Origin of the sequence: Bosea sp. PAMC 26642 (assembly GCF_001562255.1) — a bacterium.
In the GTDB taxonomy this organism is placed as follows: Bacteria; Pseudomonadota; Alphaproteobacteria; order Rhizobiales; family Beijerinckiaceae; genus Allobosea.
In genome coordinates, this window is record NZ_CP014301.1 from 994758 (window position 1) to 1019638 (window position 24881).

Sequence of the window (24881 nt, forward strand, 5' to 3'; positions counted from 1 at the left end):
CTCCTGGCGCGGTCCCGAAGCAATGCCTCCGTGGCGAACGGCGCGGCCATGATCCTCGACGAGCAGGCGCAGACGATCCGCTTTCTCAGCCGGAACGCTGGCGGACAGAGCATCGCGGTCGAGACCGTGCGGACGCATATCTCGACCGTGATCCTGACCGCCGATCGCGCCTACAAGCTCAAGCGCGCGGTCCGGTTTCCCTATCTGGATTTTTCCACACCCAAGCGGCGTCTGGCGGCCTGCAATGCCGAACTCGCCCTGAACCGACGGACCGCGCCGGGGCTCTATCTCGCCGTCCGGACGATCACGCGCGGCGAGGATGACGCCCTGGCGTTCGATGGACCGGGCCAACTCGTCGATGCCGTCGTCGAAATGCGGCTGTTCGATCAGGAGAGCCTGTTCGATCGCATGGCCAAGCGCAAGGCGCTGACGCCCGCTCTGATGACGAGCCTGGCGCGGCGCCTGGCTGCTTTTCACGATGCGGCCGCCATCAGCCTCGATCAGGGCGGAGCCGACGGCATCGCCGCCGTCCTGTCGATCAACGACGCGTCGCTGCGCGCCACGGGGCTGGTCTGTGACGCCGACGCCGACGCGCTCGAGCGGCGTTTCGCGGCGGTCCTCGCCCGTCATCGCCCGAAGCTCGATGCGCGGCGCGACGCGGGCAAGGTCCGGCGGTGCCATGGCGATCTGATGCTGCGCAACATCTGCCTGATCGACGGTGAGCCGACGCCGTTCGACTGCATAGAGTTCGACGAGGCCATCGCCACGATCGATGTGCTGTACGACCTTGCGTTCCTGCTCATGGACCTGTGGCGACGCGACGGCCGTGACCTCGCGAACCTGATCTTCAACCGCTATCTGGATGCGCGCGACGAGACGGACGGGCTGTGCCTTCTGCCGTTTTTCATGGCCATCCGCGCCATCGTCCGCGCCCATGTCACCGCGGCCCAGGCCGCCGATCTGCCCGATGAGCAGGCCCGTCCGCTCCTGGCGGACTCCCGCGGCTATGTCGATCTTGCGCAGGCGCTGCTGACGGATGCCAAGCCGTTCCTGCTTGCCATCGGCGGCTTCAGCGGCAGCGGCAAATCGGCGCTTACCGCCTCTGTCGCATCCCATCTGGGGCCGCCGCCCGGCGCGCGGATCTTGAGCAGCGATCGCATCCGCAAGCGTCTCTACGACGTCGCGGCGGAGGAGAGGCTGCCTGAAGCCGCCTATGATACCGCGGTGTCAATTGCGGTCTATTCAGCGCTGAGGCAGCAGGCGGCGGCCACGCTCGCAGCCGGCTGGTCCGTCGTCGCCGACGCCGTGTTCGACCGGGCGCCGGAGCGTACGGCGCTGGAAAAGATCGCCACCGACCTCGATGTCGCGCGCCTTGGCCTCTGGCTTGAGGCGCCGGAAGCGACGCTGCTGGCGAGAGTGGCGGCCCGCATCAATGATCCCTCCGATGCGACCACTTGCGTCCTGCGCGAGCAACTGCGTCAGGGCTGCGGAGAAATGGGCTGGCGGCGTCTCGAATCCGGCGGGCCGCTGACGGCGCTCCGCGACATCGCGCTGTCGGAATGTGCCGTTCTCGCCCGGCCGTGACGACGCCGCGCATCCGAGGCAATCCAACCCGCGGCGTTCGGAGCCTCCCCCCGGGGCCCGTCGAGGGCGGGTGCAAGCATGCAAACGCGAGACAGATCATCAGATGACCACCACGCTCGCTGCAGCCCCGGAGATCGCGGCCTACCGCCAATCGGCCGACGACGTCCTGCGACGGCTCGACGCGCAGTCGCAGCGTGGCCTGACCCAGTCGGAGGCGGCGGCGCGCCTCGCGCGTGACGGCGCAAACGAATTGACGGCCGAGTGTGTGACACCGGCCTGGAAGCGGTTTCTCGCCCAGTTCCGCGATGTCCTGGTCATCCTGCTTCTGGTCGCCGCGTTGATCTCCGCAGCGCTGTGGCTCGTCGAGCGTGCGACGGCCTTGCCCTATGAGGCGCTGGCCATCCTCGCCATCGTTCTGCTGAACGCTGTGATGGGGTTCGTCCAGCAGTCGCGGGCCGAGCAGGCCGTCCTCGCCTTGCGCCGGATGTCGGCGGCGACCGCGATCGTCGTCCGGGACGGACGACGCAGCAGCATCGCCGCCGCCGATCTCGTATCGGGCGATGTGATGCTGATCGAGGAGGGCGATCTCGTTTCCGCCGATGCCCGCCTGATCGAATCCGTTTTGCTGCGCATGGCCGAAGCGCAGCTGACGGGCGAAAGCGTGCCCGTCGAAAAGGACACCGATGCGATCGCGCACGAGGAGGCGCTGGGCGACCGCGCCAACATGGTCTTCAGCGGCACGTCGGCGATCTACGGCCGCGGGCGGGCGGTGGTGACGGCGACGGGCATGCGCACCGAACTCGGTCGCATCGCGGACATGCTGAAGGCGACCCCCGACGAGGCGACGCCGCTGCAGCGCGAACTCGATCGCGTCGGCAAGCTGCTGGGCCTGATCGTCGTCGCCATCGCACTGGCGATGATCGTCACGATCCTGGTCGCCCAGGGTGTTGCCGACGTCAAAGCCGTCTTCGACGTGTTGATCCTCGGCGTTGCGCTGGCGGTCGCGGGCGTTCCTGAAGGCCTGCCGGCGGTCGTGACGGCTTCGCTAGCGCTGGGCGTCCAGCGCCTGGCCAAGCGCAACGCCATCGTGCGCCATCTGGCGGCGGTGGAGACGCTCGGCTCCGCAACCGTGATCGCCTCCGACAAGACAGGGACGCTGACGAAGAACGAGATGACGGTGCGGCGGCTCGTGACTGCCACCGGAACCGTCGCGATCGGCGGTTCGGGCTATGGATCGGGAGGCGAGCTGACGGCGGCCGGAGGTGGCCAGCTCGAGGGCGCGCTCCGGATCGAGGCGCAGGACGTGCTGGCCGCCGCGCAGCGCGCCAGCAACGCCAGCGTTCGCGAGGATGATGGCCATTGGACGGTCCTTGGCGACCCAACCGAAGGCGCTCTGATCGTGGCCGCGCGCAAGGCGGGCCTGACCGATGCCAAAGACGACCGGCGTTTGACGCGCATTGCGGAGGTCCCGTTCTCATCGCAGCGCAAGCGCATGAGCACGGTTCATCGCGATGCCGAGCACCCGGAGAGCTTGCTGGTGTCGGTCAAGGGCGCACCGGGCGTGGTGCTGGCGCTGTGCACACATGAACGGGTCGGCGATGAGCTCCATCCACTCAGCGAAGCGCGCCGCACCGCGATTCTGGCGAGCAACACCGAACTCGCGAGCGCGTCCCTGCGCACGCTTGCGGTTGCATGCCGGTCCTTGCCCCGCGACCAGGCCAAAAGCGATGACGGAAGCGAGGAGGGGTTCGACGACCGCATCGAGGCCGATCTCGTCTTCCTTGGATTGATCGGCATGATCGATCCGCCGCGCCCGGAGGCGCAGGAGGCGGTGGCGCGCGCGCAACGGGCCGGCATTCGCCCGGTGATGATCACCGGCGATCATCCTTCGACCGCCGCCGCCATCGCGTCTGAGATTGGCATCGCAGGCGACGGCCGGGTCGTGACCGGTATCGAACTCGCGGCGATGTCCGACACGGCGCTGGATCTGACCGTCAAGGACGTGTCGGTCTATGCCCGCGTCAATCCTGAGCACAAGCTGCGGATCGTCAGGGCGCTGCAGCGTGGCGGCGCCACGGTCGCCATGACCGGTGACGGCGTCAACGACGCGCCGGCGCTGAAAGCCGCCGATATCGGCGTCGCAATGGGGATCACCGGCACCGATGTGTCGAAGGAGGCCGCCGATATCGTGCTCTCCGACGACAATTTCGCGTCGATCGTCGCGGCGGTCGAAGAAGGGCGCGCGATCTTCGAGAACATCCGCAAGTTCCTGCGCTATCTCTTGTCTTCCAATCTCGGTGAAGTCCTGACGATGTTTTTCGGCGTGCTGCTGTCGGATGTGATCGGGCTGACCGGTCACGGCTCCGGCCATGTCGTGCTGCCGCTGCTGGCGATCCAGATCCTCTGGATCAACCTGGTGACGGATGGCGCGCCGGCGCTGGCGCTCGCCGTCGATCCTGCCGATCCCGACACGATGACGAGACCGCCCAGGCTGCGTGGCGAGGGCGTCGTCACGGGGCGCATGTGGGTGGGCATCGTCTATGTCGGCGTCATCATGGCGGCCGGCACGCTGCTGGTGCTGGATGCCGCGCTGCCCGGCGGGTTGATCGAAGGCGCGGGTTCGCTGGACTATGGCCAGACGATGGCCTTCACCACGCTGACGCTGTTCCAGCTCTTCAACCTTCTCAATGCCCGCTCCGACGTCCGCAGCGCGTTCAGCGGCCTGTTGGAGAACCGCTGGCTCTGGGCGGCGGTCGGCCTCTCGCTGCTGATGCACGGCGCCGTGCTCTATGTGCCCTGGCTCCAGGAGGCCTTCTCAACGGTCGCGCTCACGATGGGGGACTGGCTCGTCTGCATCGCAGTGGCGAGCACCGCGCTCTGGCTGCGCGAGGTCAGCAAGATCGTCGCTCGTGCAGAACTGCTACGCGGACACGGCACAGCGACAGTCAGACAGGTTGTTCCAGCGTGATAGGGTCGATCACACGGATTGTGAGACAGTCCTTGGTGATCGCTTAACCGACCGCTCCATCAAGACGGCAGTGGACGGCGTACTGCCATGTCGACTGTATTTGCCCCACGGAAAGCCCGCTTGGACCGAATTCAACTCTCTTTCTGCGCGTTGACGACAAGCGAACCCACCAAGGAGGACGCGGCCGATGCCGGACTACACGCTCTACTATTGGTCAGTTCCGTTTCGTGGCCAGTTCGTTCGGGCGGTGCTCGCCTGGGCAGATAAGGAGTGGCGCGAGGCTGGAGACGAGGAAATCGGCAAGCTGATGAAGCGGCCGGTCGAAGACATGCCAGTTCCTTTTATGGGCCCGCCGCTCCTGATCGACCATGTCAACGACTTTGCCATCGCCGAGATGCCCGCGATCGTCCTCTACCTCGGCGAGACGCTGGAGCGCATGCCGGCGACGGCGCCGTTGCGAGCGCTGACGATGAAGATCGTCAACGACGCCAATGACGTCATCGACGAACTCACGCTCCAGGGAGGCCAGTCGATGTGGACCGACGCAAAGTGGCGCGCATTCGTGCCACGCTTGGAAAAGTGGATGTCCTTCTGGGAAGAGACCGGTCGTCGGCACGGCCTGACTGAAGAGGCCGGCTTTCTTCTGGGCGGAAGGGAGCCAGGGATTGCCGACGTCGTCACCGCAACGTTGTGGATGACCATGGCGGAGCGGTTTGCCGAAATCGCGTCGATCCTAGACCGTGCCGCGCCCTTGACGAGTGCGCTAGCGCGCCGCGTGGCCGCCATACCGGCCCTGGCCAACCTGGCCGAAAGAGCCCGCCTCGATTACGGCGATGCTTACTGCGGGGGGCAGATCGAAATCGCCCTGCGCAAGGTTGCCGACGGGTAGAAGGATGGACCTTTACGTGCCGGGAGAACGGGCAAGGGGGATGTCGAGTTCGTATACGAGTCCTGTCGGCTCATAGTTCAACCGAACTTTACCATGGAGCTGATCGGCTAGGCCGTTGATGAGGCATGTCCCGAAACTGGGTCGAGTCGGCTCCTGGACTGCTGGGCCACCACTCTCCGTCCATGTCAGCTTTAGCCGTTGCGCTTTGGCGTCGACAGTCGATGTAATGTCGATGCGCCCCGTTGCGGTGGACAAAGCGCCGTACTTGACCGCATTGGTGCATAGTTCGTTCAGCGACATGGTGAGCGGCAGGACCACCTCAGAAGCGATCTGAACTGGTGTATGTTGAACCACAAACCTTCGAACGTGATGGCTATCGAATGGCTCGACAGCGTCATGAATGATGTCGCTTAATTTTGCTCCCAGCCATTTCGATTCAAGAAGCAGATCATGCGCCCTGCCCAAGGCAACCAATCGGCTCGTGACAACTGAGCGGCCTTCTTCCAGACTTTGCGCTGTCCGCAAGCTCTGTGAGGTAATCGAAATCACCGTCGCCAACATGTTTTTCACGCGGTGATGCAGTTCCCCAACCAGCAGTTCCTGCAACCGCTTGGCGGCTTCTACATCCCTTATGGCAGCGACCACGACCATTCCGTCGCCGGTAAGATGCGGGCTCAAGCTGATCTCGACCTGGAGTTCGCTGCCGTCCTTGCGAAGTCCCCTTAGGTCCAAGCCGGTGCCCATCATGCGGGGAATGGGATTACTCATAAAACGATCAAGATGACCTGCATGAAGGCCCTTGTACCGTTCTGGAATCAGGATGCTAAGCGGCTCTCCAGTCAGATCACTCGGGAAGTGACCGAACATGGCCTCGACGCGAGTGCTGGCGAAGCTAATGCAACCAGTCTGGTCAACGATAACGATGGCATCGGGACTTTCCTCTAGAAAGCCGTGGAACTGCGCCTCTTTGCTGAGCCCCGCATTCGCATCCGCGAGCCAAACGCTCAGATCGCGGACCCGGCCATGGTTCTCGGTGATGTTGGACCGTTCCGTTTTTGAAATATCGTGGCTCCCCGATTAAGGCCGTTGAAATCGCACCGCCCGCACCAAGTCTGAAGCCCCGGGAAACATCATTCGGCCTGATGAGCCTTGCCTGAAGAGTTTCACGTCGGTGTATTCGCGTCGCGAGAGCAGCGGTTCGTCGGCAGCGGCTAAACTCTCTCAGAAGGTCCTAGCGCCTTTTCAAAGAGCATGTTGAGCGAGGTGGGTACAGGTTCGGAAAGTACCCATCAGGCCCGGCCTTGTCGAAGCGCGTTGGAGTCACGCAGCCAGATGCTGGAACTTAACAGCTGTCTGAATCATAGCCATCACGGTGCAGCACGCCCGTCCGTGTCAAGCGATGGCGGGCGCCGTGTCTGAAAGTGTCGTTGGCCCATACAGTCAACCTCGTCGCAGTTGCCAGCGCCGTTCCAGCTCACGAGTTCAAACAGCGCGACGTAGCCGCCGCCGCTCATCACAGCTTTGCCGAACGCTATCCCGATTTCGACGCCACGCGCGCGTGTTCGCGACCCCTGGCATCGATCGTCGCTACGCGGTCAGGCCACTCGACTGGTTTTTTCAGCCTCTGGGTTGGCCCGAGCGCAGTGCGGCCTACATCGCAGGTGCTTGCGACCCGTTCGCGGCCGCAACGACGTGCCCTTCGCCAGAAAAGTTGCATAGGCGATCCTGATCGCGTTTAAGCTTGGCGCTCGTCAACGCTGGGCCGCGAGCATCCGCAATAGTGTCGAGTCCTTGAGGATGAAATGGTGCCAGAGCGCCGCGAGTGCATGGATGCTGGCCAGGCCGATCAGCGCATAGGCCGCGAGCTCATGCACCTCGCGGACCGTGCGGCCGAGCTCCCGGTTGCGCGCCATGACCGGCGGGACCGAGAACAGCCCGAAATCGATGCCTTGCCCTCGCAGGGCGGTATAGACCAGTCCGATCACCGGAACGGCGAACATAAGGACATAGAGGCCGTAATGGCCCAGCCAGGCCGCGCGGTCCAGCAGCGGACCGACATGTTCTGATGCCGGCGGACGGTGGATCAGGCGCCAAGCAAACCTGAATACGACGAGGAGCAGAATGCCGACGCCCAGCACCTTATGCGTCTCGACGATACCATGCTCCCAGGTCCTGGGAAACGTGTCCACCAGCAGGCCCAGCAGGAACACGGCGAGGATGAGCGCGGCCATGAGCCAATGAAGCATGCGTGCGATGCTGTCGTAGCCGGCAGTCGGGATCGATGGTGCTGGGGCCACTGGGGGCATCGGACGACTCGCATTCTGTTCTGTCGCCGTATGGCGCGTGGATGGAATTCAGTGACGCTTCAGAGCGAAATGGCCCAGGGTCGGATTCTACGCTGGCGACCAGCTGCTATCGACCGAGCTCCTGCACCGCGCTGGATGCGTCCGCCGTCGCGATTTGCGGCAGCCGCGTCTTGTTGGCGGTCGAGAGGAGCCGCGCCGAGTTGGAGATGAAGATCAGCTCCGACGAGACGTGGATGAAGGCGGCCAACAACGGGTTGAGGAAGCCGAAGGCGGCGAGACCGATGCCCAGCGCATCAACCGCGATCGTCCCGGAAAAGTTCTGCCAGATGATGCCGCGCGTGCGCTGGGCGATCCGAACCGTCTCGACCAGACGATCCAGGTCGTTGGCGAGCAGGACGATGTCGGCGCTTTCCTTGGCGACGTCGGTGCCCGACCCCATTGCGATCCCGACGCTGGCGGCGGTCAGCGCCGGTGCGTCGTTGATACCGTCGCCGAGCATGGCGACCTTTGCGCCAGACGCCACCAGTGCCCTCACGCGCTCGAGCTTCTGCTCCGGCAGCATCCCGGCTTCTACCGTGCCGATCCCCAGGCTAGCGCCGACGCTGTCGGCAACCTTCGCGTTGTCGCCGGTCAGCAGGATGGTGCGGATCTTCATCGCATGCAGGGCGGCGATCGCGCCGGCAGCTTCCGGGCGGACTTCGTCAGCGACGGCGAAGGAACCGGCATAGAGCCCGTTGACCGCGACGCAGATCTCGGAGGAGACGACATCGCCGCCTCTGTCGTCTGGAACCTCGACGCCCTCTGCCTTCAGCAGTTTGACGCTGCCGATCAGGATGCGGTCGTCGCCGAGCTGCGCGGTGACGCCGCGACCCAGCGTGTAATCGAAGCTGTCGGGCTCCGGCACCACGATCTCCCGGAGATGGGCCTCTGCTACGATGGCCTTGGCCAGCGGGTGTTCCGAACGCAATTCGGCGGATGCCGCCAGCCTGAGCAGGTCGTCCTCCGTGCGGCCGCGCGCCGGGTGGATCGCCGAGACGCGCGGCTCGCCGAAGGTCAGCGTTCCCGTCTTGTCGAGCACGATGGTGTCGATGCGGCCGAGCATCTCAAGATGCATGCCGCCCTTGATGATGGCGCCTTTGCGTGCGGCGCGGCCGATGCCGCCCAACACCGCCAGCGGCGTTCCCGCCGCGACGCCGCAGGCGCCTGCCACGATGATCACCGAGATCGTGTCGCGGATGTTGCCGGTCAGCCAATAGGTGACGATCGCTGCGGCGAAAGAGAAGTAGACGAGATAGCCGGCCAGCTGATCGGCGAGGCGCTGGACCGGCGCACGCGACTGCTCGGCGTTCTCGATCGCGTCGATGATGCGGCCGAAGCTCGTGTCGCGGCCGATGCGGTCGACCTGGATGTCGAGCGCGCCGGACTGGTTGATCGAGCCGGCGAAGACGGCATCGCCCTCGCTGCGCTTGATCGGCATCGACTCGCCGGTGATGCGGGCCTGATCGACATAGGACAGTCCGGATTTGACCACGCCGTCGACCGGGATGTTTTCGCCTGGCGCGACCAGGACGCGGTCGCCGACGACGATCGTGTCGATCGGGACCAGCGAGATCACGCCGTCGCGGCGGACCGTCGCCTCATGCGGCATGACGTCGATCAGGTCGGCGATGGCAGCCCGACCGCGATCGACGGTCAGATGCTCAAGCTCCTCGGCGACGAGCACGAAGAACGTCACGACGAGCGCGGTGAAGAACTCCGAAATCGCGGCGGCCGCCAGAATGGCGATCGACATGGACAGCTCCATGGTCATGCGCCGCTCTTTGATGTTCTCGAACGCCTCGCGCAGGATCGGCCAGGCGCCGAACAGCAGGCCTGCGGCGCCGACGATATCGACGCCGGCGACCGTGCGGGTCAGCCCGAACCAGACCAGCGCGGCCGATACGGCGACGACCGCGACGCGCAGGACGTCGACGGTCTCGACGTCATGTCCGAACAGGCTCAGCGCGCGCGGGACACGGCCGCCGAGCCAGCCCGGAGAGCGCTTGGCCTGCTCGACCGCGCTCGCCGAACAGGTCCGCTCGAACGGCCGGAAGCAGGTGCAGGGCTGCGCGCTGGCAGGGCACAGCGAGGCGGAGGCAGCGGTCGTCGTCATGGCGGTCTCATCCCGATCGGACAGATGCCGGGTTGGCCATGCTGATCTAGTTTGGAATTATTCTAATTACAATGACTGCTTCAATTTGGCGCAGACCTCTCGATCCCGTCGGCATGCCGCCGACGATCTGGCAGGTCCGGGGAGGGACGCGATCGGGATGTGCGCGGACGTGACTTGGGCAGGCGTCGTCGCGGTAGGGAGCACGCGGCAGAGGGTCAGGATCAGCTTGCGCCGGAGCAGACGATCGGGGCCAGGGACGGTCCCGCCGTCAGGCCTGCGCGATGCTCAGGCTGACGCGCTTGGGGTCGGGATCGTCGGGATCGGCTCCGACGTCGAAGCCGAGCTTCTCGCACATGGCCAGCATGGTCTTGTTCTCGCGCAGCATCTGACCCTCGACGACGCCGATGCCGTCTACCTTCGCCCAGGCGACGATGAGCTCCATCAGGGCCCCGCCGAGCCCCCGACCCTTCAGATCCGAGCGCAGCAGGATCGCGAACTCGCCCGTTTCGAGCCGGCCTGAGAACGTCGCGCGCCTACAGCACATCAAGAAGGATCAGCCGAATTGACACAGCTCGTTCTGATGGTATCTATTTGGGATAGATACCATGTATGGAGGCCGATCATGGGCGCCCGGACGAACTCATCGACCGCAAAGCTCTTTATGCATGGTCGCAGCCAAGCGGTGCGCCTGCCGAAGGAATTCCGCTTCGAGGGTACTGAGGTTCAAGTCAGCAGAGTCGGAAACAAGGTCGTCCTCGAGCCGATCAGGAAGCCTGCCTTTGACGCCGTAGCCTGGCGAGCGCGGCTCGATGGGCTGGGAGCCCGCGATTTTCTGACGGAGGGGCTGCCGGAGGATCCCCCAGTCGGCACCGACGATACGGTCGACCTCGGCTGACCACCGGATGTTTTTTCTCGATACCAACGTCATCGTCCATGCCCTGAACGGGCGGGTTCCAGGAGTCGACGCCAGGCTCCAGCAGGAGCTTGCGGCGGGAACCCAGCTTCTCGTCCCTTCGGTCGTCGTATTCGAACTAAGATACGGGATCGCCAAGAGTGCGAGGCAGGAAGCCTCCGGCCGCGTGCTAGACGCCTTTCTCTCAGAGGGTTTCGAGATCGTCCCGTTCGATGCTGACGATGCTGCGGACGCGGGCGATATCAGGGCCATACTCTAAGCGGCCGGAACTCCCATAGGCGCCTACGATACCTTAATCGCAGCGCAGGCGAGGCGGCGCGGAGCGGTTCTGGTCACTGGCAACCGACGCGAGTTCGAGCGGGTTCCTCGCCTGATGGTGACGGATTGGGCCTGATGAGTGTGCCGGCTTTTCCTTCAATCAGTGCTGTCGACCGCGACGCACTGCCTCCGTCGGCACCCGCTGAACGAAGTTCAAGTGACCCGAGCCTGGTAGGAATCATGGTAGGAAAAATGGTAGGAATCGAAGTTGTAAATCAAACTAAGTATTTGATTTCATTAATTATATAGGAATACGGGTTCGACTCCCGTAGGTCGCGCCACTTATCTGCTATCGCGGCGGCGGCGTCGCGTGGTTGGAAGCAGCGACAGCGCCGTGGAACGGGCCGCAGACTCCAATAAGTAAGTTGGTCGGGCGTCGTCGGCGAGAAACGCATTGCTTGAACTGGCGTTATCTCTCGGTAGCGGCAATGACCGCATCGACATCCGTCACGACGCAGACGTTCTGCAAGGCGTAGTTGACCGACGCCGTGTGCCACTCGGCATTCATCGTCGAGCAGGCATCCTCCGGTACGAGCATGAAATAGCCCTTGTCCGCGCCGGTGCGCGCCGTGTGCTCGATCGACATGTTGGTCCAGGCGCCGGTGACGATGACAACGTCGCGTCCGAGCGCCTTCAGCACGGTTTCAAGCCGCGTGCCCTCCCAGGCACTCATGCGCTGCTTCTCGACGACATGGTCGCCGGCTTGAGCCTCGAGCCCCGGCACGGGCGCAGAGCCCCAAGTGCCGCGCACCAGCGCGTTTGCATCGGCCAGCCCCTCGAACAGCGGCGCATTCATGGTCACCCCCGGCGCGCCGGGCTCGACCACGAACCAGACGTGGATGACGGGAATGCCGCGCGAGCGCGCCGCCTGCGCCAGCCGCGTCGCGTTGGCGATGGCGTTCTGCTGCTTGCAATGTTCCGGCGAGCCCGAAGCCGCGAACGCCCCGCCCTCCATGACGACGTCGTTCTGCATGTCCTGGATGATCAGCGCGCAGCGCGAGGGATCAAGCCGGTAGCCGGCAGCGGCTTTCTTCGCACCGTTTGCCGCAATCGTGGCGGCGGGCGCGACGCCCGATACCGGCTCCGGGGCAGGGCCGCTGCCGCCGCGACTGTTCGGACTGCCGCCAGTTTTCATGAAGGGTTCGCGGCGTGGGCCGACATGTGTCTCCACGGCATAGAGCGAATGCGTCGCGGTCAAAAACAGCGTGCGCCAGTCCGGCCCGCCCCAGGCGAGGTTGCCGACCAGTTCGGGGACGCGCAGCTTGCCGATCAGCTCGCCCTTGATGGTGTAGACCCAGACGCCGCCGGGCCCGGTGACCCAGACATTGCCCTGCGCGTCGCATTTCATGCCGTCGGGGACGCCGGCTTCGGCCCCGACGATGCCCGACGCGAAGATGCGGCCGGGCCCGAGGCGTCCATCGGGGAGGATGGGGAAGACGCGGATGTTGTGCTGCACCGTGTCGTTGACGAAGAGCCGGTCTTCCGTCGGGCAGAAGCACAGGCCGTTGGGCTGGTCGAAGAGATAGCGATCGACCAGAAGCTGCGGCTCGCCTCCTCCCGGAGGAATGCGGTAGACGCCCTGGAATCCCAGCTGGCGCGGCCGCTCGACGCCGAAGACCGGCATACGGCCATACCAGGGATCGGAGAAATAGATCGAGCCGTCCGACTTCACGACGACGTCGTTCGGGCTGTTAAGTTCCAGACCCTCGAAATGCGAGGCCAGCACCTCGCGCTGCCCGTCCGGTCGTTCGCGGATCAGCGACGAGGTCGCATGCTCGCAGACGATCAGGTTAAGCCCGGCATCATAAGTCATGCCGTTGCATTTGTTCGCGGGCCGCTTGACCTCGCGCACGCCGCTCTTGTCCCAACGGCGGCGGACATCGCCGGGCATGTCGGAAAACAGCAGATGCTGTTCGCGGGGATGCCAGACCGGGCCTTCGCAGAACTCGAAGCCGGTGCCGAGCTGTCGCACCGGCGCCCAGAGATCGATCAGATCGGCGAATGTGGGATGAATGGCGACGTGGGTGGTCATGGCGGCCCCCGATCAGGCCGCAAACCAGTTGCGCGGCGGCAGCGACTGCACCACCGGGCCGGGAACCGCCATGTCCATGCGGCCGACGACCTGGCCATGGGCGATCTTCGCCGGCTTGTCATGGACCGGCAGCAGGAATTTGCCGACCGAGAGCAGCTTCTTGATCGCCGCCTTCTCCTCGCGCTTGGAGACGCCGTGATTTCCGGTGGTGCGCGGCTCGTTGGCGCTGATCTCGTGGAAAGGCGTGACGATCTGGTCGTTGAAATCATAGATCACGTCGCCGCAGAGGATGGCCCGACCCTCTGCCGTGTCGACATGCACGTTCATCGAGCCTTCGGTATGCGCGCCGGCGGCTTCGAGATAGCAGCCCGGAAAGAGCTCGATCATCCCCGAGAGCTCGAGATCCTCGAAACGGAGGGCATCGCGCGTATGCAGCCGGTCGATCAGGTGCTTGATGTCGGGGGCCGGATATTGCGGGTGCATCAGCCCCGAGACGGAGTATTCGAGCTCGCGCCGGTTGACGAGCACCGTCGTGTTCATCGGGAAAAGCTCGTCCTTCCCGGCATGGTCGATATGAAGATGGGTGTGCATGACATAACGCACGTCGCCCATCCGCACGCCGTGCTTGGCCAGCTGGTTCTCGATCATGTTCTCGTGGAACTGCAGGCCCCGCATGCCCAGGCTTTCCATGATCTGGTTGTGGCGGTAGCCGGTATCGACGACGACCGGCCAGGGCCCGCCGAGGATCAGGAAGCCATAGGTCGGGACGCGGCGGGTGCGGCCGCAATCGCGGCCGAGCACGAGGAAGCTCGATTCCAGCTCGATGTCGCCATAGTCGAGGATCTTGATTTCGAGCGCCATGGAGGTTCTCCCGTCAATGCTGGGCGAGGCGGTAGACTCGCCGCGCGGTGTGGCTGAAGACATGATCGGCCGCGCTGTCGGGCACGGCGCCGCGATGGGCACCGACCAGCTCGGAATAGGTCGTCCAGAGCTTCTCGATCGGGAAATTGGAGCCGAACAGGCAGCGTTCGACGCCAAACAGCGCGAGCGTTTCCGAGACGACGAAGCGGATATGGTCGGGGTCGTTGCGGCGCTGGAAGGTGCCCAGCCCTGACAGTTTGCTGACGATGTTGGGCTGGCCTGCGAGCTGAGCCATGCCCTCGCGCCAGGCGTCGAGCCCTTCCGGCGACAGGTCCTCGAGCATCCCGGCGTGCTGCAGCACGAAGGTCACCTTCGGGCAGTTGAACGCGAGTTCGGCCGCCCCTTCCATCTGCTGGGCGAAGACCTGGAGGTCGAAGCTGTAGCCGTAATCGGCCAAACGGTTGATGTTGGCCTGCAGGCGCAGCTCCCGGCAGAGATCGCTGCCGCTGGCGAAGCGGTAGAGCGGGTTTTCGTGCCAGTGCAATTGCATCCGCACGCCGCGCACCCGTGGGTTCTGCGCCAGCGCATCGAGCTGCGGGCGGACGTCCTCGGTCCGCATGTCGGCATAGGCGACGATCGCTATCGGGAAGCCGCTTTCCTCCGACGCCTGCGAGACGAATTCGACCTCGTCGAGGAAGCGCGACGGGGCCCAGTTAGCCTGGACGTAGACCGCTTCGGTCACACCCGAAGGCAGGCAATCCGCGAGATACTCTGCAACCGGATAATCGCGCTGGATCGGCTCGTAGGGGCCGAAAATGCGCGGCTGCATCGGACCGACGAGCCAGGGCAAGTCGGCCTGCCGCCAGATGTGGAAATGCGAATCGACGATTGGCTTCATGCTGCGAGCGAGCCTCCGAGCGAAAGGATGTGGCGGCAGATCCGCGCGGTGCTCGCGCCATTGCCGAGGCTGGCAAGACGCGGCGCGATCAGCCGCAGCGCCTCGGTTTCCGGACGGAAACCGGGGTCGATGGCGAGCGGCGTCAGCCAGTCGATGCGGTGAGCCCGCGCGGCGAGCCGCGTAACGGCCGCAACCAGCGCCGCGGGGTCGCCGCGTTCCAGCCCGTCCGACAGTACGACCACGACGGCGCCGCGTGCATAGGAGGCGAAGCGTGGCACGGCGAGGAAGGCCTGCAGCGCGTCGCCGATGCGCGTGCCGCTATCCCAGTCGGCGACCAGCCCCGAAGCATTGGAGAGCGCCTGTTCGCGGCGCCTGCGGCGCAGCGCGCGCGTCACCCGCGTCAGGCGGGTGCTGAAGGTGAAGACCTCCACTCTGGATGCCGCCTGGACGATCGTATGCGCCAGCGCGAGATTGGCGTCGCTGCGCTGCTTCATCGAGCCGGAGACGTCGATCAGCAGCAGGATCGGGCGGGGACGCATGACGCGTCTGAGCTTCTTCAGGCTCATCACCTCGCCATCATGGCGGATCGCCTCGCGCAGGCTGCGCGCGAGATCGACGGTTGCGCCGCGCCTTGCCGCGCGATGCCGATAGCCGCGACGGCGGGGCAGGGCGGCCGGCAGCGCTCGCGCAAAGCGGCGCAGGGTTTCGCTCTCGTCCAGCGGCTGCAGCGCCCGCACGGACAGGGCTTCGGCCCCGGTCGCTGCCTGGCCGGTTTCGTTGACCTCTTCGCCGATCAGGATTTCGCGCGAGCCTGAATCCTCCTGGACCGCTATCTCCTCGTCGGGCGCGAAATCCTCGTCGCCCGGTTCGGCGATCGCACCGAGAAAGTGAATGTCGAACAGGGCGTCGAACAGCTCGCGTTGCTCCGGATGCGGGGCTAGCGTTGCCACGGCCGCCTTGCGGATATGCTCGATGCTGTGGGGGCCGAGCAGTTCGACCGCCATCAGGAAGCTCGTCGTCTGCTCGGGCGCGACGCTGAGCCCATGGGCGCGCAGCAGCGTCGGGAAGGCGACGAACAGGCGCGCCGCGGCGGGGAGGGGAGCGATCATGCCGCCAGCCCCGGAATGATCAATGGCAGGCGCGGGCGCAGATGGACGAAATCCTCCTCGTCCTTGATCGCGGTGCCCAAGGACCGACGGAACGCCTCCGGCCAGGGCGCGCCGGCCAGGGCGAGCGCGGTGGCGGCCTCCGCCCAGTCCACTGCTTCGGCCACGCCGGGCGGCTTGGCCAGTGGTTCCTGACGCAAGAGCCCGATGGCGTGGACGACGGCGCGCGCCGTTCCCTCCGCCACGGCCGAAGAGCGCATCATGATGATCTGCGCCTCCCGCTCGGGCTCGGGATAGGCGATGTAGTGGTAGACGCAACGCCGCCGGAGCGCCTCGTGCAGCTCGCGCGTGCGGTTCGAGGTCAGCACCACGACCGGGCGCTCGGCTGCGCGCAACGTGCCGCGCTCGGGGATCGAAATCGAGAAATCAGACAGGAACTCGAGCAGGAAGGCCTCGAACTCATGGTCGGAGCGGTCGATTTCGTCGATCAGCAGGACGGTCGATTCAGGACGGCGCAAAGCCGTCAGCATCGGCCGCTCGATCAGGAAATCGTCGCGGTAGATGTCGAGTGTCTCGCCGTCGCGGGCCTGCCGGATCGCCAGCATCTGGCGCGGATAGTTCCACTCGTAGAGCGCGGCCGAAGCGTCGATGCCCTCGAAGCACTGCAGGCGGATGAGCTGGCGCCCGAGGATGCCGGCGATGGCCTTGGCGGCCTCCGTCTTGCCGACGCCAGGCGCGCCTTCGAGCAAAAGCGGCTTGCCGAGCGCAAGTGCGAGATAACCCGCCGTGGCGATGCCGTCGTCGGCGAGATACATCGCCCCCGTCAGGGCTTGGGCGAGGTCTTCGGGGCTCGATATGCCGGCGACGGTGGTGCGCAGGGCCATGCCGTCACCGCCAGTTCACGGGGCCGCCGCGGCGCGGGCCGGGCTTGACGCCGCCATTGGCCTGGATGCCGCGCAGGATCTTCTCCGGCGTGATCGGCAATTCGTCGACGCGGACGCCGACCGCGTTGTAGACGGCGTTGGCGACCGCCGGCAGGACCGGGTTCGCGCACATTTCGCCCGGCCCCTTGCCGCCGAACGGCCCGTCCGGCGCCGGGCGCTCCAGCACGGTGACGTGATAGGGCGCGATCTGGCCCGGCCCCGGCATCAGATACTCGTTGAAGTCGCGCGGGCCGTGCTCAGGGTTCGGATAATAGGGTTCGGGCGTCTCGTAGAGCGCGTGGCTCATGCCCATCCAGGCGCCGCCGACGAGCTGCTGCTCGACCATGCGCGGATTGATCACGCGGCCGAGTTCATAGGCGCTGGTCATCCGCAGCACCTCGACCTCGCCGGTCTCGTCATCGACGGCGACGTCGGCCACGAGACAGGCATGGGCGAAGGCGGTGTTGGGGTTCATCTCGCCGGTCTCGGCATCGACAGCCGAGAGCGGGATCAGGAAGATGCCGCGCCCGGCGATGGTCTTGCCCTGCTTGAACTGCGCCGCCTGGGCCGTGGCTTTGACCGTGATCGAGCGCGAGGGGGCGCCACGAACATGAATGTTGCCGCGCCCGTCGGTCACGAGGTCGCCGGCATCGACCTCCAGCTCCTCGGCGGCCGCCTCCAGCAGCACGCCGCGCGCCTCCCGCGCCGCGACGATGATGGCGTTGCCCATGCGGTGCGTGCCGCGCGAGGCAAAGGAGCCCATGTCGTGGGGGCCGGTGTCGCTGTCGGCGGTATCGACATGGACGTCCTCGACCGGCACGCCGAGAGTCTCCGCCGCGATCTGGCGCGAGACCTGCTTCATGCCCTGGCCGAGATCGATCGCCGAGAGCGCGACGGTGAACTTGCCGTCGGGGTTGGAATGGATCAGCGCCTGGCTCGGATCGCCGCCGAGATTCATGCCGATTGGATAATTGACGGACGCCATGCCGCGGCCTTCGTGACGGGCCATGTCAGCGCCTCCTCGTGCCAAAGACGGATGAGAAGCGGACCGCGCCATGCTGGGTCGGGGCGGGTGCGGCAGGCGCAGGCGAGGGCGGCACCGGCGGCGGCTGATAGGGCGGCGGCTGCTGGCTTGCGACCGGCTGATAGGGCGAGGGCTGCGGAGGAGGATAGGCCGGCTGTGCAGCGTAGGACGGAGGCGCTGCCGTAACGGGGCGGGCCGGCTCATAACGCGGCACCTGCGTCGGCGCGGCGCGGCCGTCACGCGCGCCTTCCATTACCGGCTGCTTGCTCAGCGGGATGCGGGAGGTCCCCGCCGGCAGGGTCTGCGTCGGGGCGGAGCTGCGCGTGTCGGGCCGGCCGATCTGGCCGCGCGCATCGAGCACCGTCGCTGGAATCTGCGAGCGCTCGCCGGCGCCGCCGCCCGTGAGCGACGACTGCCGCTTGCCCTGTTCCGAGATCGGCCAGTTTGCCTTCTCGGCCGCGACCTGGACGCATTCGATCAGCGCCGTGTTCGAGGCCTTGCGCCGATGCGGCTTCATGTCCCCGTCGCGATAGGCGTTCAGCAGGCGAAACTCCATCGGGTCCATGGCGGCCGCCTCGGCGAGCCTGTCCATCTGGACCTCCAGCGCGAAATCCACCGCCGTGATGCCGAAGCCGCGCATGGCGGTGGACGGGCAGCGATTGGTGTAGGCGACATGGACGTCGGAGGCGACGTTGGGAATCCAGTACGGCCCGGGCAGATGCGCCGTGCACTTGATCGCAGCGTAGCTGGAGAGCCGTGTATAGGCGCCGGCATCGAAATAGCTACGGATCTGGCGGGCGACGATGCGCCCATCCCGCATCAGCCCGTCCTTGATGTAGATGCGCTCGGCCCCGCGCGGGGAGCCGTAGAGCATCTCCTCCTCGCGATCGAGCACGAAGCGCACCGGGCGCCCCGTCACCATGGCACCTAGCACGGCCAGCGGTTCGGTCAGTGAATCGACCTTGCCGCCGAAGCCACCGCCGACCGTGCCGCCGATGAAGTGCAGACGGTTCGACTCGACCGCGACGATCTTCGCCGCCGTGCCCAGCGCGAAGAACAGGCCTTGCGCGCAGGAATGCACGACGAAGCGGCCGTTCTGCTCGGGCGCCGCGATCGAGCCGTTGGTCTCGGTCGGCGCATGCTCGATCGGCGACATCTGGTAGCGGTGCTCCAACACCATGTCGGCACCGGCGAAAGCGCGCTCGACATCGCCGAAGCGCAGCTTCTGATGGTCGAAGCGCTCGTGATATTCGAAATAGTTTGCCGGATAGGTCTCGTTCACCACCGGCGCGCCCGGCTTCAGCGCCTCTTCGACATCGAAGACTGCCGGCATCGGCTCGTAGTCGATGCGTACGAGCTTCTTGGCGGCGAGCGCTTCAGCCTCGCTCTCGGCGATGATCGCGACGACCGGCTCGCCCTTGTAGTGCACCTTGTCGACCGCAAGCGACGGCTCGTCGTCCTTGCCGAAATTGATCAGGCTGAGCAGTGTGTTCTTGTTGACCGGCACGTCGGCGGCGCGCAGCACGCGCTTGACGCCGGGTGCACGAGCGGCGGCCGCGATGTCGATCGAGCGGATTCGGGCGCTGGGATGGGGGCTGCGCACGACCTTGAGATGCAGCATCCCGTCGAAGGCGTGGTCGTCGAAATAGCGCGTCAACCCGGTGACGTGTCCGGGCATGTCCTGACGCTGGAGGCCCTTGCCGATGACGTTAAGATTGTCGTCGCGCTCGTCGGCGAAGAGGTCCTTGCGCATTTCCAGCATGTCGGCCTCCTTCAGGCGCGTCGCAGGCCGGGCGAACCGGCGGCGGCGAGGATTGCGGCGACGATCGGCTCGTAGCCGGTACAGCGGCAGATATTGCCGCTGATCGCCTCGATGACCTCGTCGCGAGTGGGGTTAGGATTCTTGTCGAGCAGCGACCGCGCCGCCGTCAGCATGCCGGGCGTACAAAACCCGCACTGCGCCGCGAAATGCTCCATGAACTGCGCCTGCAGCGGGTGCAGCTCCGGGCCGCTCGCCATGCCGGACGCCGTTTCCACCTGCCGGCCCTCGCAGGCGATCGAGAGCGTGAGGCAGGAGAGGTGCGGCTCGCCGTCGATCAGCACGGTGCAGACGCCGCAGGCGCCTTGGCCGCAGCCATATTTCGGCGCGAAATCGCCGAGGCTCCGCCGCAGCGTGTTGAGCAGGGTTTCGGGCGCATCGACGAAGGCGGCGCGGTCGGTGCCGTTGAGGCGGAACTGGACGGGGATCTTCGCCATCGCGCGCTCCTCAGCGACTGTTGCCGGCGAGCAGCCGGCCGAGATGGACGGGCAGCACCTCGCGGCGATACCACTCGCTCGCGATCGCATCCGTGGCGGGGCGGCAGCCTTCGAGTGCGGCCTGCTTCGCGGCCTGGATCGCGCCGGCATCCAGGCTTTTGCCCTCCAGCGCCCGCTCGACGCCTCGCGCCCGGATCGGCGTCGGCGCCATCGCCCCATAGGCCAAGCGCGCCTGAGCCACGCGCCCGCCGGTGAGCGGTAGATGCGCGGCGATCGACAGTACCGAAATGCCCTTCGGCTTGACGCGGCTGATCTTGCGAAAATGGAAATCGCCCGGATTGGCCGGCCGCGACAGTTGGACCGACGTCACCAGCGCCGACCCCGAGCGCTCGCGCGCCGCCAGGAATTCCTCCAGCGGCGTCGCCCGTCCGGAGCCGAAGCCGGCCTGCACCACGACCTGCGCATCGAGCGCGAGCAGTGCGACGGTGAAATCGCCATAAGGCGCGGGCGCGAACAGGTTGCCTCCGACGGAGGCCATATTGCGCACGGCCGGTCCGCCGATGGCCCGCGCGGCCGGATGCAGGAAGGCGAGTTCGCGGTTCGCCAGGATCATCCCCATCGTGACGCCGGCCCCGAGTTCGATGCGTCCGCCGCCGGCTTCGATGCGCCTGAAGGCGGGATCTGTGACGTGCAGGAGCGTGCCTTCCGTTAGGCGGCCCTCATTGACGTCGCGCATGACCAGCGTGCCGCCGCCGATCAGAACCGCCTGCCGGTCGCCCGACAGGATGCCGGCGGCTTCGGACAGGGTCGCGCAACTTCTCACATCGAGCATGTCAGACGGCCTCCCTTGCCAGTTCGGGCAGGCGGCGCACCGCCTCGATGCCGTTGGTGTAGACCTCGTCGCCGACGATCCGGGCGAGCTCGGCCTCGCGCCCGCCCGGCGTGGTGAAGCGGCTTTCCCAGTGCCAGAAAGCGCGGTTGCCGTCGGTCACCGGCAGCAGCCGGACATGGGCGACGTAGTTGAAGAGCGGGATGGGCGTGTCGAGCAGGCAGTAGCTGAAGGTCATTTCGAGATCCGAGAGCGTGAGGAGTTGCTCGCGCAGCTCGCTGCCGTCCTGCAGCCAGAAACGGCGCACGCAGCCAATCTTGTCGGAGGGGTGCCCGCGCTCGATCTCGCTTTTGGCGACGATCGGGTGCCAGCGGTCATGGCCGTTGAAGTCGCGCAGCACCGACCAGAGCAGGTCGACCGGCGCGTCGATGATCGTGCTGCGGACGACATGGGGCATGGCCTCATCCCCCGAATGCGCGCTTGAGCGCGTCGAAGCCGCCCTGGAAGACGTTGGTGCCGATGCCCTCGATCAGCTCCGCCTCGCGTTCCGGCGCGCAGTCGAAATCGGCCGACCACTCGATGAAGGTGCGCTCCTGATCGGTGATCGGCGTCAGCCTGAGTGTCGCGACGTAGTTCGTCAGGGGCATGGGCGAATCCAGGATCGCGTAGGTGCAGAACATGTCGTAGTCGGACAGGCCGAGAAGCTGCTCGCGCAGCCGGTCGCCGCTGCGCAACGAGAACGCGCGGATGCAGCCGACCTTGTCGGCGGGCTCGCCGTTCTCGATTCGGCTCTCGGCGATGCGAGGGTGCCAGTTCGGCAGGCCGTTGAAATCGCGCACGCGGGCCCAGACCTTGGCAGCCGGGGCGGAAATGACGCTGGAGACGTAGACGCGGGCCATGGTCGTTTCGCCTCAAGATGTCTTGCCGGGGCTGGGCTCGGGCGGCTTGCCCTCGCCCCCGGTTTTGGCCTCCCCGGATTCTTTCGGTTTGGCCGGCTGCGCATCCTTGGCGACGCGCTGCATGTCGGAGGCCTCGCGCATCAGGCCGCCCATCTTGGCGAGATTGCCGCCCTCGATGCCGATTTCCTTGAGCACCTGGTCGATCATCGGCGCCTGCACGCGGTAGCGCAGGGCGGATTCGATGACCTCGTCGGTGGGCGAGCGCGCAGCCCCCCCTGTGCCGCCGCTCCCGCCGACGCCGGCGAGCCCGTCGACATGAAGGATGCGAATGCTGTCGATCTTCTCCATCGGCTTGACGCTCTCGCGCACGATGCCCTCGATCTTGTCGAGCAGGCGGCGGCGGAACAGGCCATAGCGGGACCCATCGCTAAGCACGTTCTCGGCCTCGTAAAGAAGCTTCTGCGCTTCGGCCTCGACGGTGCGGCGGACCTTGTCGGCCGCGGCTGCGATATTGGATTCCTCCGCCGCCTTCTCGGCCAGCAGGACCTCGACGGTCTTGCGCCGCCTGGCGCCTTCGCTCTCGCGAACCGTCTTGACCTGTTCCTCGGCTTCGACCGCTTTGGCGCGGGCGATCTCGGCATTGGCCTGGGCGGCGGATTCCTCCAGCGATTTGGTGTAAAGCGCGATCGCCTTGTCCATGGCGGCGGATTCGACATCGCGCTCGCGGGCGATCTCGAGCTTGCGCAGCTCGCGCTGACGCCCGACCCGGGCTTCGTCGAGCCCGCGATCCGACGAGATGCGGGCGCGCTCGACCTCCTCATTCGAGGCGATCTGGGCTTCCTGCAGCGCCTGGGTCCGCGCGATTTCAAGCTGCTCCAGCGCGCGCCGGCGCTCGATCCGCGTGGTTTCCAGCGCCTGCTCGCGGACGATATCGACGGTCTCGACCTGCTGCTTGGCGACGATCTCGGCCTGCCGCAGGGCGCTGTCGGCGTCAGTGCGTTCGACCTTCTTGGCGGCGAGCACGATGGCGCGGTCTTCCTCCGCCACCTCGACCGCCTTTTTCTGGGCTATCTGCAGCATCTCGCGGGATTTTGCCGAGTTGATGCGCTCCTCGTCGAGCCCGAGTTCGGTGGCGATGCGGCGCCGCTCGACGGTGTCGCGGCGCTTCAGCTCCGCTGAGTCGATATCGGCGTTGCGGCGGATCTCCAGCTCCTTGGTCGAGAGTTCGGCGGCGATGCGCTCGGCGGCGACGACCTTCTCCTGCGCGATCCGCGCGGCCTCCGTGGCCTCGCGCGCGGCGATCTCGGCGGTGTCGATCGCCTGATTGCGGGCGATTTCGAGATTGCGGACCTCTTCGTCGCGGCGGATGCGCTCGCCGGCGACGATGCGCTCCTGGCTGATGCGCGCCTTTTCCACTGTCTCGCGCGCCGAGATCTCGGCCGCCTCGATCGTCTCGGTCTGTTCGATCTCGAGCAGGCGCTTGCGCTGCTCAAGCGCGATGCGGTCGGCAGTCAGCACGTTCTCCTGTGCAATGCGGGCCTTCTCGACCGCCTCGCGGGCTGCGATCTCGGCTTCGTCGAGGGCCCGGTTGCGGGCGATACCGAGCGCGCGAACGCGCTCCTCCTGGCCGATGCGGGCGGTATCGACGGCCTCGCGCGCCGCGATATCCTCCTGGTCGAGAACGCGGGTGCGCTCGATCTCGCGGTTGCGGACCTCCTGCTCGCTGGCGATCCGGGCGGCGCTGACAGCGCTCTCCTGAAGGATGCGGGCTTTCTCGGTCGCCTCGCGCGCCGCGATCTCGGCCGCCTCCAGCATCCTGGCGCGCTCGATCTCCTTTTGCCGGATATCGCGCTCCGAGGCGATGCGCGCGGAGCTGATTGCCTGCTCGTTGGCGATGCGGGCTTTCTCGATCAACTCGCGCGAGGCGATCTCGGCTTCCTCGACCGCCTGGGTGCGCGCGATCTCTTGCTGCCGAATGTCACGGTCGGACACGATGCGCGCCTCGCTGATCGCGCGCTCGTTGGAGATGCGGGACTTTTCGATCTCCTCGCGGGAGAGGATCAGGGCCTGCTCGGCCTCTGTGTCGCGGGCGGCACGCTCGCGGGCGATGTCCGCGCGCTGCACGGCGCGCTTGATCTCGATCTCGCGCTGCTGTTCGAGCCTTGCCGCCTCGCTGTCGCGCTCGATGTCGAGCGCCTGCCGCTCGGCTTCGAGATTGCGGGTGCGGATGCGGATCATCGAATCCTGCTCGATGTCGTTGCGCAGCTTCCGCTTGTCCTCGATCTCCTCGATGATCCGCGTCAGGCCGGCGGCATCGAAGCGGTTGGATGGGTTGAAATACTGCAGGTCGGTTTGGTCGAGGTCGGTCAGCGCCACCGATTCCAGCAGCAGGCCGTTCTGGTCGAGCGCCTCGGCCGCGGCCTCCTTGACGCGCTGGACATACATCCCGCGCTGCTCGTGCATTTCCTCCATCGTCATCTCGGAGGCGACGGTGCGCAGCGCCGAGATGAACTTGCCCGACAGCAGGGCATGGAGCTGGTCGGGCTGCAGCGTGCGCCGGCCCAGTGTCGCGGCGGCGACTGAGACGGAGTCCCGCTCCGGCTTCACCCGGACATAGAATTCCGCGTCGATATCGACGCGCATCCGGTCGCGGGTGATCAGCGCGTCGTTGCTGGCCCGCGTCACGGCGAGCTGCAGCACGTTCATGTTGACGGGAGTGACGTCATGGATGATCGGCAGCACGAAGGCGCCGCCATTGATCACCACACGCTCGCCGAACAGGCCGGTGCGGACGAAGGAGACCTCCTTCGACGAGCGCCGATACAGCCAGTTCACCAGATAGACGACGATGGCGATGACGATCACCGCCACGATCAGCCAGAGGATCAGCGATCCGATCAGCTGTCCCGTCATGTCCTCATCC

The 24881-nt window shown here is 66.1% G+C and carries 20 protein-coding genes and 1 pseudogene; 5 read left to right on the plus strand and 16 right to left on the minus strand.

The window, feature by feature from the left end; translation table 11 throughout:
- Positions 1–30 precede the first annotated feature (30 nt).
- From AXW83_RS04700 to AXW83_RS04710, 3 genes are all read left to right on the plus strand, one after another.
- Positions 31–1584 carry a bifunctional aminoglycoside phosphotransferase/ATP-binding protein gene (locus AXW83_RS04700; RefSeq protein ID WP_236841816.1) on the plus strand — a complete coding sequence of 518 codons (1554 nt, stop codon included), beginning with the start codon at positions 31–33 and terminating at the stop codon, positions 1582–1584.
- 103 nt (positions 1585–1687) lie between these two features.
- Positions 1688–4552: a cation-translocating P-type ATPase gene (locus AXW83_RS04705; protein WP_066611081.1), complete on the plus strand. Its 2865-nt coding sequence runs from the start codon at positions 1688–1690 to the stop codon at positions 4550–4552.
- Between the two features lie 187 nt (positions 4553–4739).
- Entirely contained in the window at positions 4740–5441 is a 702-nt protein-coding gene (locus AXW83_RS04710) for a glutathione S-transferase (protein ID WP_066611082.1), read from the plus strand.
- A 12-nt stretch (positions 5442–5453) separates the two neighbouring features.
- On the opposite strand, the gene AXW83_RS04715 is transcribed toward AXW83_RS04710, so the two are convergent.
- The 4 genes from AXW83_RS04715 to AXW83_RS04730 form a co-directional block, all read right to left on the minus strand.
- Positions 5454–6503 carry a sensor histidine kinase gene (locus AXW83_RS04715; protein WP_335339353.1) on the minus strand — a complete coding sequence of 350 codons (1050 nt, stop codon included), beginning with the start codon at positions 6501–6503 and terminating at the stop codon, positions 5454–5456.
- Positions 6504–7192: 689 nt separating this feature from the next.
- Positions 7193–7687 (minus strand): cytochrome b, encoded by a 495-nt coding sequence (locus AXW83_RS04720; protein WP_168166058.1) that lies wholly within the window; start codon positions 7685–7687, stop codon positions 7193–7195.
- Positions 7688–7853: 166 nt separating this feature from the next.
- The gene (locus AXW83_RS04725) at positions 7854–9899 is read right to left on the minus strand and encodes a heavy metal translocating P-type ATPase (protein ID WP_066611086.1); all 2046 of its coding nucleotides are present in this window, start codon (positions 9897–9899) and stop codon (positions 7854–7856) included.
- 268 nt (positions 9900–10167) lie between these two features.
- A complete protein-coding gene (locus AXW83_RS04730; RefSeq protein WP_066611088.1) occupies positions 10168–10443 on the minus strand; it encodes a GNAT family N-acetyltransferase in 276 nt (91 codons plus the stop codon).
- Positions 10444–10521: 78 nt separating this feature from the next.
- Here AXW83_RS04730 and AXW83_RS04735 point away from each other — a divergent pair, with 78 nt between their 5' ends.
- Both AXW83_RS04735 and AXW83_RS04740 read left to right on the plus strand, forming a co-directional pair.
- Positions 10522–10794 (plus strand): antitoxin, encoded by a 273-nt coding sequence (locus AXW83_RS04735; protein WP_066611090.1) that lies wholly within the window; start codon positions 10522–10524, stop codon positions 10792–10794.
- Positions 10795–10801: 7 nt separating this feature from the next.
- Positions 10802–11206, plus strand: a pseudogene (locus AXW83_RS04740) (type II toxin-antitoxin system VapC family toxin).
- A 333-nt stretch (positions 11207–11539) separates the two neighbouring features.
- Here AXW83_RS04740 and AXW83_RS04745 read toward each other — a convergent pair.
- From AXW83_RS04745 to AXW83_RS04800, 12 genes are read right to left on the minus strand one after another with little or no spacing between them, the layout of a single operon-like run.
- Positions 11540–13162 (minus strand): isochorismatase family protein, encoded by a 1623-nt coding sequence (locus tag AXW83_RS04745; protein WP_066611092.1) that lies wholly within the window; start codon positions 13160–13162, stop codon positions 11540–11542.
- 12 nt (positions 13163–13174) lie between these two features.
- Positions 13175–14023, minus strand: coding sequence for an N-acyl homoserine lactonase family protein (locus AXW83_RS04750; RefSeq protein ID WP_066611094.1), 849 nt, complete (start codon positions 14021–14023; stop codon positions 13175–13177).
- A gap of 13 nt (positions 14024–14036) precedes the next feature.
- Entirely contained in the window at positions 14037–14921 is an 885-nt protein-coding gene (locus tag AXW83_RS04755) for an amidohydrolase family protein (RefSeq protein ID WP_066611099.1), read from the minus strand.
- Complete coding sequence (locus tag AXW83_RS04760; RefSeq protein ID WP_066611101.1) at positions 14918–16030, minus strand: vWA domain-containing protein; 1113 nt, start codon at positions 16028–16030, stop codon at positions 14918–14920. Before AXW83_RS04760 ends, AXW83_RS04755 begins: the two co-directional genes overlap by 4 nt.
- Entirely contained in the window at positions 16027–16911 is an 885-nt protein-coding gene (locus AXW83_RS04765) for an AAA family ATPase (RefSeq protein WP_066611103.1), read from the minus strand. Before AXW83_RS04765 ends, AXW83_RS04760 begins: the two co-directional genes overlap by 4 nt.
- Before the next feature lie 4 nt (positions 16912–16915).
- Positions 16916–17959 carry a xanthine dehydrogenase family protein molybdopterin-binding subunit gene (locus tag AXW83_RS04770; RefSeq protein ID WP_066611105.1) on the minus strand — a complete coding sequence of 348 codons (1044 nt, stop codon included), beginning with the start codon at positions 17957–17959 and terminating at the stop codon, positions 16916–16918.
- A 1-nt stretch (position 17960) separates the two neighbouring features.
- Positions 17961–19736 (minus strand): xanthine dehydrogenase family protein molybdopterin-binding subunit, encoded by a 1776-nt coding sequence (locus AXW83_RS04775; protein ID WP_066611107.1) that lies wholly within the window; start codon positions 19734–19736, stop codon positions 17961–17963.
- Positions 19737–19747: 11 nt separating this feature from the next.
- A complete protein-coding gene (locus tag AXW83_RS04780) occupies positions 19748–20230 on the minus strand; it encodes a (2Fe-2S)-binding protein (RefSeq protein ID WP_066611109.1) in 483 nt (160 codons plus the stop codon).
- A gap of 10 nt (positions 20231–20240) precedes the next feature.
- On the minus strand, positions 20241–21062 hold the full coding sequence (locus tag AXW83_RS04785) for an FAD binding domain-containing protein (RefSeq protein WP_066611111.1): 822 nt from the start codon (positions 21060–21062) through the stop codon (positions 20241–20243).
- A gap of 1 nt (position 21063) precedes the next feature.
- A complete protein-coding gene (locus AXW83_RS04790; RefSeq protein WP_066611113.1) occupies positions 21064–21516 on the minus strand; it encodes an SRPBCC family protein in 453 nt (150 codons plus the stop codon).
- A 4-nt stretch (positions 21517–21520) separates the two neighbouring features.
- Positions 21521–21958, minus strand: coding sequence for an SRPBCC family protein (locus AXW83_RS04795; protein ID WP_066611115.1), 438 nt, complete (start codon positions 21956–21958; stop codon positions 21521–21523).
- Positions 21959–21970: 12 nt separating this feature from the next.
- The gene (locus AXW83_RS04800) at positions 21971–24871 is read right to left on the minus strand and encodes a flotillin family protein (protein WP_066611116.1); all 2901 of its coding nucleotides are present in this window, start codon (positions 24869–24871) and stop codon (positions 21971–21973) included.
- Between the last annotated feature and the right edge of the window lie 10 nt (positions 24872–24881).